Raw genomic sequence first — 15,363 nt, 5'->3', positions numbered from 1 at the left:
CGGTTAAATGTTGCACAACCCCTTGTCTATGGGGAAAAATGGAAATCTCCCTTTCTCGCCGGTTTTTTGGGGCATCCGTTGCTCGCATCCACTCGTCGTCGTATGGCTGTAACCCTGACTCCATCTATTTTTGAGTCTCTCTCTCTTCGAGAGGGATGGCTCCACTTTATCTGGGGAAGCTGCCAATTTCCCGAGACGCGGCATTCGATCGGTCTGAGATGGGTCAAAGGAAAATTGATTGACGTACAACTCGATAAAAATCCCCGAAATTATTCTGGAGAAAAGGTTTTAGCGCATCTAAACCGCTGCTCGATCGGGCTTGACCCATCTCGGGAAATCGCCGAAACCCCCATTCTCTCATGGAGATGGTTCAAATCCTTACGGAGACTTGGATTGAACGGTGTCAGTTGCTATGCGTGCAGACTCGATTTATACTGCAAGACAGAGATGGGTCATTTTAAGGCTCAAAACTCCTGTTCTATCTGGGTTCTACAGAGGAACACCCTACCGATTGGGTTAAATCGGATTAGTTGGAAACCAAGGGAGGGAGAAACCTCCTCAACGTTCCAAAAAATCCCTACCGATTGGGTTAAATCGGATTAGTTGGAAACGTAACTTCGCCGCCATCGACTGGGGGAGTAACCCTACCGATTGGGTTAAATCGGATTAGTTGGAAACCGCTAGCGTGTCATTTCCATTTCCGCCTTCGAGAAAGCCCTACCGATTGGGTTAAATCGGATTAGTTGGAAACCACGGGTCTCCGGCGTACCGACGACGGCGTCGGCACCGAACCCTTCCCTACCGATTGGGTTAAATCGGATTAGTTGGAAACTGTTAAACTGTTTATACTCCTCGAAGGGCTTCCACTCTTCTCCCTACCGATTGGGTTAAATCGGATTTAGTTGGAAACATAGCCACCGTTAACATCGTCGCGCATCCAAATCACCCTACCGATTGGGTTAAATCGGATTAGTTGGAAACGTAACCTCTTTGTCCGAAGACTGTTGCTCCGGAGCCATCCCTACCGATTGGGTTAAATCGGATTAGTTGGAAATCCAAAATATTCCATTAAAAAGGGCAAAGTTTTTAGGACTTCGCTCTTTTTTTCGATCGACTTTCAGAAACGACCGTACAATCCCGATCGCTTTCGTTCTACGTATAAACCCGATCGAAACCGACCCAATCTCGACAAAACCGGCAATTTTAAAATCGCTGAAATCTTGACTGACTCAAGTCTTCAACCGATCGAATTTCGGTATTTACGGATTTTGTCAAGCCTAGACTTGAAACAAGTGGATTCGAGGGAAAGATACCGGATCTAGAGCGATCGCGCTCGACTCTGAATCTTTTCCCCAAATCCCATCTACCGTAAATATCGATACGATACTCACGCCATGGCAATCTTCACTGTTACCAATCTCAACAACGACGGCGCGGGGTCTCTTCGGGAAGCCATCAAGGATGCATCTGCTGGGGACACCGTCGAGATCCAAGTGTCGGGAACCATTGCCCTGACTTCTCAAATTAACGTGTATGACAGCGATGTTGCCATTGAGGGAAACGGGATTACCCTCGACGGGCAAAACGCAACTCGGATTTTCAACGTCGGCAACGTCACCGGTGTCAAAATCGATAATATTCGCTTCCGCAACGGCAAAGCGACCGTCCCGCAGTCGGGAAAAGGCAAAGGTGCCGGTGGTGCGATTCGCTGTGCGTCGAATTCAGAAATTGCCGTGTCCAACTGCTCCTTTGAGGGCAATTCCTGCGAGGAATGGGGTGGCGGTGCGATTCGGATCGTCAAGCGATCGATTTTAACCCTCAACCACTGCTCGTTCGTTAACAATCGCAGCTTTGCCCTCGAACACAACAGTGGCGGCGCCATTGCTGCCCACGGCTATTGCGAGTTAGATATCTCCGATTGCACCTTCGAGGAAAACCACGGCATCACTGGCGGCGCGATTAATGTCGGAGCCACCTGGGTGAAACTTCGCCGTTCCACCTTCCGCAATAACGATACCAACGATTACCTCGAATCGGGTCTAGCCGGAAACGATACCTACGGATACGGTATGGGTGGGGCCATCTATACCGACGGCTTGGGCGGTACCGACAGTCACGGTGGCGGCAGTCCCGGTAAAGAAGCACTCATTGAAGATTGCCTGTTCGAGGGGAATCGCGCCTTTGGTAAAGGGGGTGCGTGTTTCTGGTTTGGGTATGGGGCCAATGGCGAAACCTCGATTATTCGCGGATGTACCTTCCGCAACAACACCGTGAAATTCGATCGCCGACCCAATACACCCGCGAAGGAGAAATCCCAAGGTGGGGCGCTGCGTATCAACGATTTACCCACGAAAATCGATCGGTGTTTGTTCGAGAACAATTCCTGCTGCGACTCCCATGCCTGCCACGATGAAGGGGGAGCGATTTTTGCCGGTCGGGCCGATTCCCAGTTGACCGTTCTCAATTCCATTTTCCGCAAGAACTCCGGAACTTTGGGTTCGGCGATTGCCACTCACAACCCCACGACCTTATTTCACTGCACTGTCGCTGATAGCGAAACTGAGGCCATTTACACCAATCCCGGGCGGGTGAAAGGTATTTCCCTGCGAGGATGTATTTTCAAGGATGCCACCTCCGTTTCGCCAGCATTAATTGACAAAAACCCTGGGGAAATTAACGCTCAAAGTTGCATCGAGTATCCCCGTGCTTGTTTTGGTTCCTCGATGAATTCCGATCCGATGTTGGATGAAGAATGTTCGCCGCAGGATGGAAGTGCGGCCATTGGAACCTGCGAATCTTTTGGGGTGATGACCGATTACCGGGGACAAACCCGAGGCGATCGTGCCGATATCGGGGCAATATGTAAAGGTTAGGAGTAGTTAACCTGAGTTTTGGTTAAGCGCTAAATTTTCAATGCTTCAACGACAGAATCAGGTTTTTGCCGATTTCGGGTTCACGGTAGCATCAGGGTTTCGGCTTATCCAAAACTGGCGTTAGTTAGAAAGAGTAGGGTGGGCAATTAGGTAACTCAGGTCAAGATCGAATCCGACCAAAAATTGCCCACCTTTATCCGTGTATCCGTTAGGGTTGGTGGACAGTTCGATAACCCGTCTCACCATTCAATCTCGACGGTAACAACTGCTCACCCTACAACTGCCTCCTCTGCGGAGGAGGGCAAAGCATTTGGATATGTCAGTTTTATCGATCGCATAATTTATCGCCCAAATGCTTGTGCCCCTACAGCCTCCTGGGCACCAAAACAATCTAGCGGATCGAGATTTCTCGTTCCACAGAAAAAATCACCTCATCCCCCCGCTTCAACTCGTACTCGCCGCGCCAAGTTCCAGGAGTAATGGGGCGATCGGAAGTATTTCGCTTACCCACGAAACTCATCCAAGTCCGGTTCGATTCTTCAATTTCCGAAGCTTGATTGACAAATTCTTTCCCCTCGGGGTCGTAAAGTCGAAATTCCTGCACGTCTCCTTCCAAAACACCATAGGAGAACGTCCAAAAGATTAAAGCCGGAAGGTCGCGATCGAACTCCGTTTCCGAAAAGTCCCCATCCCACAGGCGATCGAAATTCGGTTGTTCCGTGGCAAAACCCGCCCGAATCAACCCCGTCGGCGTATACTCCAGCGGTCGATCCCACAACGGACGGCGATCGATATTGCAACCGGGTTCGGCTGTCACTCCCACGAACGGGTCAACCACTTCCCCTTCGTAGCGCACCGTCATATGAACGTGAGGAAACTGGGTTTTTCCCGACAACCCCACCATTCCCAATACATCCCCTTGTTCTACTTCCGTTCCCGGTTCGACGACGACGCTACCGTTACGGAGGTGGCAATACTGAGTTTCCCAGCCGTCCCCATGGTCGATAACCATACCGTTGCCGCATTCGATCCCCTGGGCTTCCACTGCTTGCACCTGGGCATCGTTCGCCCGCACGTCGGGAACGCCATCTCGCACTCGCAAAACGGTTCCGGCAGCGGAAGCCACCACCGCAACCCCTTCGTCTACGGCGGTATCGTCGGGAAGGGAGAAATCCGTGCCTTTGTGCGTGTCGTAGGTTTGCCGACCGCATCCGAAGTCTATTTCTTCGTTCGGGTCGGGATCGCGATCGACATATTGCATGATGAAGCAATCTTCCCCGAGATTGCAGTCAATAGGAATCGATAACTCGATCGCGTTCGGATCGCGATTTTGGGCGAGGGTTTCAGTCTCTTTTGAAGTGGTGGATGCTGAAGTTGTTTCGGAAACCGTCGGTTTTGAAGCGGCTGTCGAGGCTTCCTGAAGGCTGCGGCAACTCCCCAGGATAATGGTGCTAGTCGCTAGGAGTATCGCCCAAAAGTATTTTCCAGAACAAGAATTCATAAGCTTGGTACGGGTAACAAGTGTTAAGTAATAAGTGTTAAGTAATAAGTAATAAGTTTGACTTATTTTCAAAGCCTAAGGATGCGATTGAAGAAATTATCTTAGAATTGTTTACCCTTCAGGAAGATGCTTTTAACCTTTTTTTCGGGTCGATCGCATTCATGACTTATGACTTATTACTGAAGCTCGAAGGGCGTTGGTAACAACGGTCACGAGAAAAAGATAAAGGGCGAGTACGGAATATTTTCAATCGTCCCAATTTTAAGGCAACTTTCGAAAAATTTCAGGGTCGTTTGAGAGTCAAATTTAATGTCCTGTGGGGCAGAATCTAGCGCAGAACCAGGTCGGAGTTCAACGTTAGGGTTAAATCGGTACTCGGGTCGATGACCACCACTTCGGTACTTTCCCCATTATCGAGTACGGCACCGGCCGCTGCCCCCACTCCCGCACCGAGCAGCACTTCGAGCAAGTCGATATCGCCGAAAACCTCCGAAAGAACCGAACCGGCTACCGCCCCGATTAAAGCACCCTGAACGATACTATCTTTATCGTCGCCTTCGGTGATTTCTTCGGTTTCGGTAATCACTTTCGAGGTGGCATCGAGTCGAATTTCGTCGCCGAAGCGGGGAATCAGTTCATCGGCAACAAATACGGAACCCCCTGCGGTAGGTTCGATTTGTCCGGTGACTTCGCTTCCCGCCCGAATCAGAACGGTTCCTAAAGTCGAGGTCAAATCGCGAGTAACCAAAAGGGTTACCGGTAGGGTTTCGTTGGGGGCAACGACGATTTTGGTGGCCTCGGGGTAGTCTACCGGGATGCGCGTCCCGGCAGGAATTACCACGCGATCGCTCTGACGAGATGGGGGCGGTTGAAATTGCGCGCGGGCCACCTCAGGGGCAAGGGTGGGAGCGATCGCGCTGGCAGTGAGTCCCAAGGCGATCGTCCACGCCATCGAACGAGACCCGTTTTTAAAGATTTTCATTTAGGAACAATCCAATTTGCGAACATCGATACTAGACGTATTGAAGTGAAATTGGGTTTCCTAAGAGCAATGAACAATGAACAATTAACAATGGGTCAGTAACGACGCTCTTCCCCATCACCGCGTCCCCGCGTCTTCCCCACACCCCACACCCCATCTCATCGTCCTACCACTCCCTCAGCAAGGGGTTCCATACGAAAGATAATAAAGGGGGGATCGGCGATATCTTCTCCAGCATTTAATGCGGGGGTGCGATGCAGTTGGTTCGCTACGCCGTATAAGTTGCCGTCGGGGCCGAAACTGAAGGCATCGGGCCAGGATAGCCAGGGTTCGGACACCAGGGGTTGGTACGTGCCGTCAGGACGAGTTACCCCGATCGCATTTTCCCCAAAGTCGGTAATATAAACGTGACCGGCTCGATCGACGCTGATGCCGTCGGAGTTGGGACGTTCTCCGTAGGTTTCCACCCGTTCCCCCAGTTGAGTCGCGTCGAGGCTGGAATCGAGCAAGTCCGCCGTCCGAATTCGATACATCTGGGTGCCACTCATGGGGCCGTAGTACAGCCACTCATCATCGGGATCGAGGGCTATGGGATTGACGCCAATGCGGGGGTTGACGATCGAACCGTCGGGACGCTGCTGGCGGACAGGATTGCCTTCGATCGCCATTTCCACGTTTTCAGCTACGACGCTGGGGTGATTTTCCAGAACCCGTCGGGCGTTCCCCGTGGCTAAATTCACCACAATCAGGGCGGGACTTCCTCCTCGGGTGGTATCGGCGATGTAGATGGTTTGGTGGGTGAGATCGACGGCGAGATCGTTGAGAAAGGAATTAGATGCGATCGCCTCTGGAGGTAGGGAAATCGAGGTTTCGAGGAGATCGGTTTGGGTATTCCAACCGATGATTTGGGGAGGAACGCCGCTGCGCAACCCGTTATCGAGCATCCATACGACGCCGTTGGCATCGGCTTGAATTCCCAACACCGCATCGAATCCAGAAAAGCGATCGGGATGGGGGAAGGGAATCAGTTCGCCGTCATCGGTGAGTTCCATCACCGGATATTCCGGGTTGAAAAATTGGTGCATGCTGACGATGATACGTCCGTCAGGGGTGACGGTGATGTTGCCGGGGGCAAGTTCCGTTTCGGCGACAATTTCGAGCGCCCTTTCCTCGGTTTGGGCGAGAACGGGAATCGGGGCGATGGTTTCGAGGGCGGCGACGGGAATGCCGGTGAATAGCAGGGGGATGACAAGGGATAAGTGCTTCACGATGGAGAATTTAGGATTGTAAGTTGAGCCAATTGTCAAGTGTCGTCAAACATGACATCTATAAAACTCAAGGTTACAATGCTATGCAGATCGGGGTGCTTGAATTCGTCACATTTCATTTCAAGAAACCGATCTTCGAATCATCCCAACTGGTGGTAGCAATTATAAGAAAAAGATTCAGGGAAACTATATTTAAGGGAATAACTATGCGGCTGGGAAAAACAAAGTTTAGCCGCAGCCGCAGCCGAAATTCAACAGTTACCCAAACATTAAGTGTGAAGTGCACGCCAAGTTAGGCATCTGCTGCCTAGTCTTTGGAAATGTAAATCATTCTAGTTTGGATTGTGATTCCTGTCGTCGGAGAGGTCCAACCCCTGATGAAGTAATCATCTTGTGCATCTGGAATCGAGACTTTGGAGTGGTCGAAAACGGTAACCGTAAAATTATCGATATATTCTTGAGTTAAGCTGTCAAGACTCAGAAAAACTGACTTACGGGCAATTCGATGAAGGTGTTGCAAGATCGAAGAAATATCTTCAACAAAGAGTAAAGAACTTAAAGCAAAGACAAAATCGTAAGAGGAGTCTGGCAGTTCGGGAAGAGCCTCAACGACTGATTTGTGGATAGTTTTATAACCGCGTTTTGAGGCATAATGAAGCATCTTTTCTGCAACATCAATCCCGGTGTACTCAAATTCTCCTTCCAGTAAGTCCTTTAAACGCCCAGTTCCACATCCTATATCTAGAATGCTTCCACTCGTACCTCGATGATATTTATGAAAGATATTTGCAGCTTCATTGACATGCTGAGCATTAATCTGAGTTCCTTGCAGAGCGCAGTCATAGTCTGGCGCAAATTTATTGTAAAACTCCTGGGGAGAAATTTTGGTAGACATCGCAATTATTAACCTACGTTATCAAGAGGATATTGGAACAGTCAGTCAACCCACGACCAATTCGCGGGTATCTGTCCCATCGTCATCGTTCAGGTAGTCCAGGAGAGTCGGTCGTCGGTTGAGTGCGATCGTTATCGATCGAACTCCTTGCGATTATCCTATATTTTAGGAGAACCTCCGAATTCGGGTGAAAGTTGAGGGCAAACCATCGACCCTCACCCCGATCGAGTTCCCGCAATATCCTTTCCATTGAGAGGCAAACCTTTCCGATGGATTCCCCCGAAATCAACAACCCCGAACCTCCGAACGAACCGGAATACTTGGATTACTTATTGTGGCTGTGCTACGTGAGAAAGCTCTGTTGTCTCCCCGGACGGGGGTATTTCTGGGAGTGGCTGTTCGTCACGATTCCCGCCCCCTCCCGAGAAGCCTTGAAACAGCGCAGTTGCGAAGAGTTTCAGATTTGGGAAATCTACGATTGCAATCGGATAAATCGTTGCGCGATCGCCGAACGACACGGGTTCGATCGCTCTCTCGATCCCTATAACTGTCACGTTCTGGAATTATAGCCGTCGCCATATCGGGCGCGGGCTTCGGGGGCTAAATTATCCCTTGTCTCCCATTCCCCACACCCCACACCCTACACCCTACACCCCATACCCCAATTACCCTCGATCGCCTTTTTGCAACTTCCGCATCTCTTCCTGGATGCTGATACCAATTTGCAGGGCATCGTTGAGAAACTCGCTGTAGGCACTGCCGCGATCGCTCACTTGTAACGCTTCAACTGCCGTTAAATTGCTCGCAAACAGTTCCGGATTGGTGGCGATAAAGTCTTTGTTCTCCCGCAGAATTCGTTCTGTTTTCAGGGCGCGTACCAAATCCGCCCGCGTCAGTTCCATTGCCGAAATCAGGGTTTGGCGATCGCGGGAACTGCCATCGTGACTGCCAGCGGCTTCGAGGGAGTCACCAATGGCGATCGCCTTTAGAGTGGCATGATAGCGATCGACATCATCTACGAGCGCTACCAACGTCGCTGGAGTGGTAAACTGTCGCCAGATCCAGCGTCCCGCCACGATCGCTACCGGCATCACCACCAAACAAGCCAGTGCCGCCACCAAAGAAGATCCCAAAATCGGTCGGATAACAAAAACGTAGATAAATCCAACCAAAACGGGCGTGAGCGCCAAACTCACGAGAAATTCCTGAAAGAGAAAATTGAGCAGATACCGACGATTTTTCATTTTCGCCGGACGCAGTATGGCTGAGGAATCGCACCCGCTCAAACGCCTCAGTTCCCCTGGAGAAATCTCCAATCCTTGCAAATCTGGCTCCATCAACATAGTATTGCGCTTGCGTTTTGCTCCTATTCTGGCATCTTTACCAATGGACAATTGACAATGGACAATTGACAATTAATTAATCTTTCTTCTTTATCTTCCATTGCGCCCTTCCGAATTCCGCCATCCGATCGCAAACTCTATCATTGACCGGTTCGCCAACAATTGACAATTGACGATTGACAATTGAGGATAAAAGTTGTTTGCTCGGGGTGCGCTCGTGTCTCAACCTAAAGTCATTTTCTTAGATGCCGTTTATACCCTGTTTGGCATTCGGGGTAGCGTCGGACAGATTTACGGAGAATTTGCCCGCCAGTCTGGGATAGACGTGGATGTCGAGGCTTTAGATCGAGCCTTTTACGAGAGTTTTTCCGACTCCCCTCCCTGCGCGTTTCCCGGTGTCGAACCCGTTGCGATTCCCGGCAAAGAATACGATTGGTGGTACGAGATTGCCGCGCGCACTTTTAAACTGGCAGGGGTTTTCGATCGCATTGAGGATTTCGATCGATTTTTCGGTCCCATCTACCTGCACTTCGCCAAACCCGATCCCTGGTTCGTTTACGACGACGTGCGCCCCGCCTTGGAATACTGGCAGCAGCAAGGCATCGAATTGGGGGTGATTTCCAACTTCGACTCTCGTCTCCACGCCGTCCTCGAAGCCCTCGATCTTTCTCGCTACTTCACTTCCGTTACCATTTCTACAGAAGCAAGTGCTGCCAAACCCGATCGAGCCATCTTCACCGCTGCCTTGGAAAAACACCAGTGTCAACCCGACGGGGCGTGGCACATTGGCGATAGCACTGGGGCAGATTTTGAGGGGGCGAAAGCAGTGGGGATACGGGGAATTTTGTTGAAACGGTAAGTTAATGACGATAAGTGAAGTGTCTTAGATTAGCCGATGACGAAACGACCTGCTAACGACTACGATCGCTACCACGCTCATGTCTATTTCGATGAAGTCTCCGTAGAAAGAGCTGCGTCAATTTGCCGTCAGGCCGGAGACCTTTTCGGAGTAGTAGTGGGGAGAGTTCATCGCCAACCTGTTGGACCCCACCCTTGCTGGAGTTGCCAACTCGCATTTGATAAAGCACAGTTCGATCGGTTGATTCCCTGGCTCGACGAACATCGGGGAGATTTGACGGTTCTCGTCCATGCCTTGACCGGAGACGATCTTGAAGACCACACCGAACATGCTGCTTGGCTGGGGGAACCGGTTCCCCTCAAGCTCTCGATTTTCCGCACTTCTTCCGGTGAAATGTAGCCCAGTGTTGCGCGATGAGTCGATACTGGGAGAAAAAGAGGGAACGGGATTCTCTCAAATAACAAACACCATTAAAGAACTAAAGAACGCTTCGAAGCCGCCATGAGACCGAAGAGCCTAGATGACGGCTTAGAGGCGTCAAATTTTACCAATCGAGTTGATTTTGAACGCCGAAGAGTCTGATTTAGTAATACCGGCTCTTCTCAGTTAGCTTATGAGCAACTGGGAGCAACTTCTCGCGAAGAGCTTCGCTATCGCTCTGTTCCATCGTTTTCAACCACTCCAGCAGAAAAGCTTCCTCTTCAGTAATCTCGCCATCATCATGGACAAAAAAGAACTGTTCGCAATCTTGTGCAAGCCACCGATTGTCATCGCACATGATACGGAGTATCTCAATCGCAGGGATACGGGGTTCCATTTCTTGGATTTCATGGACGAGAGCTTTGAAGACTAGAGTGTCTGGTACTTGTAGCATTGTGTGTGTTCCTTAAACTAGAGGTTAACGCCCGACCACCTGAGCGATCGGGACTGTGTGAAAAAATCACCAACCCACGCCCTGGAATCTAGGACTTTTGACCCTTACCCCGTATCTTTGCCAGTCCCTAGGTCGTGTTGACATTGAGTTTTCAGCCCCATGTGAGTGCTGAATTTCATCTGTGCAAGCGAAACTATTCGCAAACACAACAAGTCAAGACTTGCAGTCTGCAATTTCAACAGAACCCAGTCAGGGTTTAGGTATCGTCAAAGGATTATTTACAGGGGCGGGTTTTTGCTGATGAGCCACACCAACGTTTTTTAAAGGTGTGTCTAACATCTGAATTTTTACCAATACCGCCATCGGCATCAAATGCCGCGCGACTTATTCTAGCAACAATTTCCCAAAGTTGCTATATCCTGACATGGAACGCTACAGTGCCTGCGATATCTAGGGTCTGTCCATTCCTCTCTCACAGGTAGTGCCAAGCGTTCTGGAGCTTTGGGAGGTGAAATCCCCGCCCAAAAAACTGCCCATCCGAGGAATTTTTGAATTTAAAATGCCGAACTTCCCGTTTCCCGACTCACTTCCAGTGTATCGCCGATGTTTTCGCCATCGTGAAATGCAGCTAATATGACTTCGCTGGTTTTTCCCCAAGAAATCGCCCCAGTCGAATCGATCGCGATCGCCCCTAAATCTCGTTTGTTGCCATCGGCTTCGGAAATCGATCGCGACATTGCTTCTTCGAGGGAAAGTCCGTCAGTGACGCGGATGACGATTTTCGCCGCTAAGCATTCATCAATGATATCTTCGCCAATCCCGGTACAACTAACCGCTGCCTTATCGGTGGCGTAGTTCCCCGCCGGCATCGCCGAATCGCTCACCCGTCCGATACGTTCGAAGCCTTTACCGCCGGTGGAGGTTCCCGCCGCCAGTCGTCCTTGGGAGTCTAACGCTACCACACCGATGGTTCCATGTCCTGCGGGTTCGGCGACGACATCCGCCATGGTTCGCTCGAAGTTTTCGTCGCGATCGCTCAACCATTCTTTGAGACGCTTGTCGGTCATCGGATCGAAGACGGGAACGGCTAAGTCTCGTGCGAGTTCTGCCGAACCGACATCGGATAAAACCCGATCGCTTTGCTGTTGCAGGGTTTGTGCCAATTCGATGGGATGCTGCACCCGCGAGACGTTAATCGTGCCGCTAAAGCGCTGGGCTGCCCCATCCATGAGGGAGGCACTCATGCGAATCTGACCGTCGGATTGTAGCACCGAACCGATTCCGGCATTGAAGAGGGGATCGTCTTCGAGAAGCTGACACCCGCGCACCACTGCTTCTGTTGCCGTCGCCCCTGTTTTCAGAAGTTCGTAGACTTCTTCAACAATGCGATATAGGGATTTGCGGACGATGTCGACACCGCCTTTTCCCGAAAGAGAACTACCCGCACCGCCATGAACGATCAGTTTGGGCTGCACTTGTGGTTGTGACACGATTGAAAACTAACCCCGAATCCAATGAACCTGTCGATTCTAGCAAAAATTAGATGTAACGCAAATTGCAACAATAAATCTCTAAAGGATGCGAAGTAATAAGTTTTGAAACTTCAGTTCGATCGACAATAAGAAAAGATAGACGCTAAGCCTTGAAAAACGTTATAAGGAATAAACACTCTGTGTGAAAAAAATTTTTTTTAATTAATTTTTAAGATTGGAGAAAATTGCGAGTGGTTAAACTGTGCGATCGGTCAAGATATACTGTATTTACTGTAAGTGGAGATTTCGAGAACCCATCGAGTTGCAATATCTTTTGGCAATGGAGGTAAAAACCTAGGTTTTTCTACCTAATACTTTTGTGTCTCGGCAGCGATAAAAATGGAAAAAGACATTGTCGATATTGGGAGAATGGGTTAACCATTAGGTTCATCCAGTTCAGTTCAAAAAAAACTATAAAATTCGGTAGCGGAGACTCCACGTCAGGTCAAATTTGCGGTCATGAGCAATTCCATGGAGCGAGAGGTTACAGGCGCGGTATTCTCCAAAACTCATTAGGAGGATCGTTATGGACATTGAAGTATCCGATCGCGAGTTGGCGTCGCTCGATCTCGATCGAAAGCCCATTCATACGTCGATCGAAATTCAGCCCCACGGGGTGGTTTTGGTTCTACAAGAACCAGATTTAAAGATTTTGCAGGTGAGCGATAATGCCCTATCCATTTTAGGGCAAACACTCGAAAATTTATTGTCGAAAAAACTCGACGAACTGCTCGATCCCTTTCAACTCGATCGAGTCAAACAGGGATTGATGGGAGAAAATTTAGACTATATCAATCCCACCAAGATTTGGATTAAAAAATGGGGGGATGAGTATGCCGTTTTTGACGGTATTTTTCATCGCAGCGACGATAATTTTTTAGTATTAGAACTCGAGCCGGCAACCTCTCAAGAAAATATTCCCTTTTTAAGTTTCTACCATCTCGCCCGCGCCTCCATCAAACAGCTTCAGGATACGTCATCTATCGGCGACTTTTGCCAGATTATCGTCAAAGAAGTGCGTAAAGTCACGGGATTCGATCGGGTGATGCTCTACAAATTCGACGAGGACGAACACGGAGAAGTCCTGGCCGAAGATAAACTCGACGCTCTCGAATCCTATCTGGGATTGCACTATCCCGCCTCGGATATTCCCCAACCGGCGCGGCAACTTTTCGGGTCCAATTCGATTCGGTTAATTCCCGATTCCCAAGCCAGTCCCGTACGGCTTGTTCCCCAGAAAAATCCCCTCACCAACGCTCCGATTAACCTCACCCATTCGATTCTGCGCAGTGCCTCCCCCTGCCATCTCGAATACTTGCACAATATGGGAGTTGGCGCATCTTTAACCATTTCTCTGATTAAAGATGGAAAACTGTGGGGATTGATTGCTTGCCACCATCAAACGGCCAAATATATCTCCTACGAATTGCGCAAAGCTTGCGAATTTTTAGGTCGGGTGATTTTCTCCGAACTTTCGACGCGGGAAGAAGCCGAAGATTACGACTATCAACTCCAACTGTCATACGTTCGATCGATTCTGGTCGAATATATGTCCCAAGAGGAAAACTTTATCGATGGTTTAGTTAAAAATCAACCGAATTTGCTCGAACTCGCCAGTGCGGACGGTGCGGCGGTTTGTTTTGGGGGAGACTGTACGACTCTGGGGAAAACCCCATCGGAAGAAGACCTCAAACTCTTGGTCAAATGGCTCGAACTCAACATCAGCGAAGAGGTTTTCTATACCGATTCCCTACCTCGGATTTATGCCGATGCCGAAGCCTATAAAAACGTTGCTAGCGGTTTGCTCGCGATTCCCATTTCCCCGCGGAATTACGTGTTATGGTTCCGTCCGGAGGTGATTCAAACGGTGAATTGGGGAGGCGACCCCGGCAAAGCCTTTGAAACGACCCGCGAAGAGGGGGCATTGCGCCTGTCGCCACGCAAATCCTTCGAGTTGTGGAAAGAAACCGTTCGCCTGACTTCCCTTCCCTGGAAAGCGGTGGAAGTCAAAGCCGCGCTAGAATTGCGCAAAGCGATCGTCAAAATCGTTCTCCGCCAAGCCGACGAACTGGCACAACTGGCCCAGGATTTAGAGCGATCGAATGCGGAACTCAAAAAGTTCGCCTATGTGGCTTCCCACGACTTGCAAGAACCTCTCAATCAGGTGTCGAACTACGTGCAACTCCTGGAGATGCGCTACAACGACAGACTCGATGGGGATGCCAAGGAGTTTATCAACTTCGCCGTGGAGGGGGTGAGTTTGATGCAGACCCTGATCGACGACGTACTGGCCTACTCGAAGGTGGATTTGCAAGGTATCGAGTACGAACTCACGGATTCGGGAGAGGCCATGGGTCGGGCTTTGAGTAACTTGCAAGGACGCATTGCCAACTGCGGTGCGATCGTCACCCACGATCGCCTGCCGACGATTCTCGCCGACGGGACCCAATTGATGCAACTGTTCCAGAATCTGATCGGTAACGCCATCAAGTTCCGCAGCGATCGCCGGCCGAAAATTCACATCGGTGCCGAACGCCTCGAAGATGCTTGGTTGTTCTCGGTGGCAGATAATGGCATTGGACTCGATCCCCAGTTTGCCGATCGCATCTTCGTCATCTTCCAGCGCCTGCACACCCGAGACGAGTATCCCGGTACGGGGATGGGATTAGCGATTTGTAAGAAAATCGCCGAGTGCCACCGGGGACGCATCTGGGTCGAGTCAGAACTCGGCAAAGGTGCGACCTTCTACTTTACGATTCCTGTGGGAGGACGAGATCGTGACCGTCGAAGAGGTCGAAACACCTAAAATCATCCTCTTGGTTGAGGACAATCGCGGGGATATCCGTTTGATTCAAGAAGCTCTCAAAGATAGCTCGATGCCCCATCGTATCGAAACGGTGCGCGATGGCATGGAAGCCATGGCCTATTTGCGCCAGGAGGGAGAGTTTACCAATGCAGTACGTCCCGATCTGATCGTTTTGGATTTAAACCTACCCAAAAAAGACGGTCGGGAAGTACTCGCAGAAATCAAAACCGACTCCCATCTCAAACGCATTCCCGTGATTGTTCTCACCACTTCCAAAAATGAAGATGATATCGCCCAAAGTTACGATTTACATGCCAATTGTTACATCACCAAATCTCGCACCTTGAGCCAACTTTTTCAAATTGCCAAGCGCATTGAAGAATTTTGGCTCTCGACGGCGACGCTTCCTTCACAATGACAGCTTTTCCGG

General features: G+C 50.0%; 13 protein-coding genes and 1 CRISPR repeat array. Of the genes, 6 read left to right on the top strand and 7 right to left on the bottom strand.

Annotated features, from left to right (window positions below):
- Positions 1-502 precede the first annotated feature (502 nt).
- A CRISPR array of direct repeats spans positions 503-1,055; the repeat unit is 36 nt; unit sequence CCCTACCGATTGGGTTAAATCGGATTAGTTGGAAAC.
- Between the two features lie 339 nt (positions 1,056-1,394).
- Complete coding sequence (locus AC2215_RS10265; protein WP_486809890.1) at positions 1,395-2,873, top strand: right-handed parallel beta-helix repeat-containing protein; 1,479 nt, start codon at positions 1,395-1,397, stop codon at positions 2,871-2,873.
- A 391-nt stretch (positions 2,874-3,264) separates the two neighbouring features.
- On the opposite strand, the gene AC2215_RS10260 is transcribed toward AC2215_RS10265, so the two are convergent.
- The 4 genes from AC2215_RS10260 to AC2215_RS10245 all read right to left on the bottom strand — a co-directional run bounded on the left by AC2215_RS10260 (position 3,265) and on the right by AC2215_RS10245 (position 7,519).
- Positions 3,265-4,374, bottom strand: coding sequence for a M23 family metallopeptidase (locus AC2215_RS10260; RefSeq protein WP_486809889.1), 1,110 nt, complete (start codon positions 4,372-4,374; stop codon positions 3,265-3,267).
- Positions 4,375-4,702: 328 nt separating this feature from the next.
- Positions 4,703-5,356 (bottom strand): hypothetical protein, encoded by a 654-nt coding sequence (locus AC2215_RS10255; protein ID WP_486809888.1) that lies wholly within the window; start codon positions 5,354-5,356, stop codon positions 4,703-4,705.
- A gap of 158 nt (positions 5,357-5,514) precedes the next feature.
- Positions 5,515-6,624 (bottom strand): L-dopachrome tautomerase-related protein, encoded by a 1,110-nt coding sequence (locus AC2215_RS10250; RefSeq protein ID WP_486809887.1) that lies wholly within the window; start codon positions 6,622-6,624, stop codon positions 5,515-5,517.
- A gap of 307 nt (positions 6,625-6,931) precedes the next feature.
- On the bottom strand, positions 6,932-7,519 hold the full coding sequence (locus AC2215_RS10245) for a class I SAM-dependent DNA methyltransferase (RefSeq protein ID WP_486809886.1): 588 nt from the start codon (positions 7,517-7,519) through the stop codon (positions 6,932-6,934).
- A 269-nt stretch (positions 7,520-7,788) separates the two neighbouring features.
- Between AC2215_RS10245 and AC2215_RS10240 the strand changes: the two genes are divergently transcribed.
- Positions 7,789-8,088: a hypothetical protein gene (locus tag AC2215_RS10240; RefSeq protein ID WP_486809885.1), complete on the top strand. Its 300-nt coding sequence runs from the start codon at positions 7,789-7,791 to the stop codon at positions 8,086-8,088.
- Positions 8,089-8,184: 96 nt separating this feature from the next.
- On the opposite strand, the gene AC2215_RS10235 is transcribed toward AC2215_RS10240, so the two are convergent.
- Positions 8,185-8,862 (bottom strand): hypothetical protein, encoded by a 678-nt coding sequence (locus AC2215_RS10235; RefSeq protein ID WP_486809884.1) that lies wholly within the window; start codon positions 8,860-8,862, stop codon positions 8,185-8,187.
- A 217-nt stretch (positions 8,863-9,079) separates the two neighbouring features.
- Here AC2215_RS10235 and AC2215_RS10230 point away from each other — a divergent pair, with 217 nt between their 5' ends.
- Together AC2215_RS10230 and AC2215_RS10225 are read left to right on the top strand one after the other, a co-directional pair.
- The gene (locus AC2215_RS10230) at positions 9,080-9,721 is read left to right on the top strand and encodes an HAD-IA family hydrolase (RefSeq protein ID WP_486809883.1); all 642 of its coding nucleotides are present in this window, start codon (positions 9,080-9,082) and stop codon (positions 9,719-9,721) included.
- 36 nt (positions 9,722-9,757) lie between these two features.
- The gene (locus AC2215_RS10225; protein ID WP_486809882.1) at positions 9,758-10,120 is read left to right on the top strand and encodes a DOPA 4,5-dioxygenase family protein; all 363 of its coding nucleotides are present in this window, start codon (positions 9,758-9,760) and stop codon (positions 10,118-10,120) included.
- 184 nt (positions 10,121-10,304) lie between these two features.
- On the opposite strand, the gene AC2215_RS10220 is transcribed toward AC2215_RS10225, so the two are convergent.
- On the bottom strand, positions 10,305-10,595 hold the full coding sequence (locus AC2215_RS10220; protein WP_486809881.1) for a hypothetical protein: 291 nt from the start codon (positions 10,593-10,595) through the stop codon (positions 10,305-10,307).
- 554 nt (positions 10,596-11,149) lie between these two features.
- The gene (locus tag AC2215_RS10215; protein ID WP_486809880.1) at positions 11,150-12,085 is read right to left on the bottom strand and encodes an isoaspartyl peptidase/L-asparaginase; all 936 of its coding nucleotides are present in this window, start codon (positions 12,083-12,085) and stop codon (positions 11,150-11,152) included.
- A 568-nt stretch (positions 12,086-12,653) separates the two neighbouring features.
- Between AC2215_RS10215 and AC2215_RS10210 the strand changes: the two genes are divergently transcribed.
- Positions 12,654-14,933, top strand: a complete 2,280-nt coding sequence (locus AC2215_RS10210; protein WP_486809879.1) for an ATP-binding protein — start codon at positions 12,654-12,656, stop codon at positions 14,931-14,933.
- On the top strand, positions 14,905-15,351 hold the full coding sequence (locus AC2215_RS10205; RefSeq protein WP_486809878.1) for a response regulator: 447 nt from the start codon (positions 14,905-14,907) through the stop codon (positions 15,349-15,351). Before AC2215_RS10210 ends, AC2215_RS10205 begins: the two co-directional genes overlap by 29 nt.
- Positions 15,352-15,363 lie beyond the last annotated feature (12 nt).

This window comes from Zarconia sp., from assembly GCF_057467645.1.
Note: the sequence above shows the minus strand (reverse complement) of the source record. Positions and strands in the feature narration are given on the sequence as shown.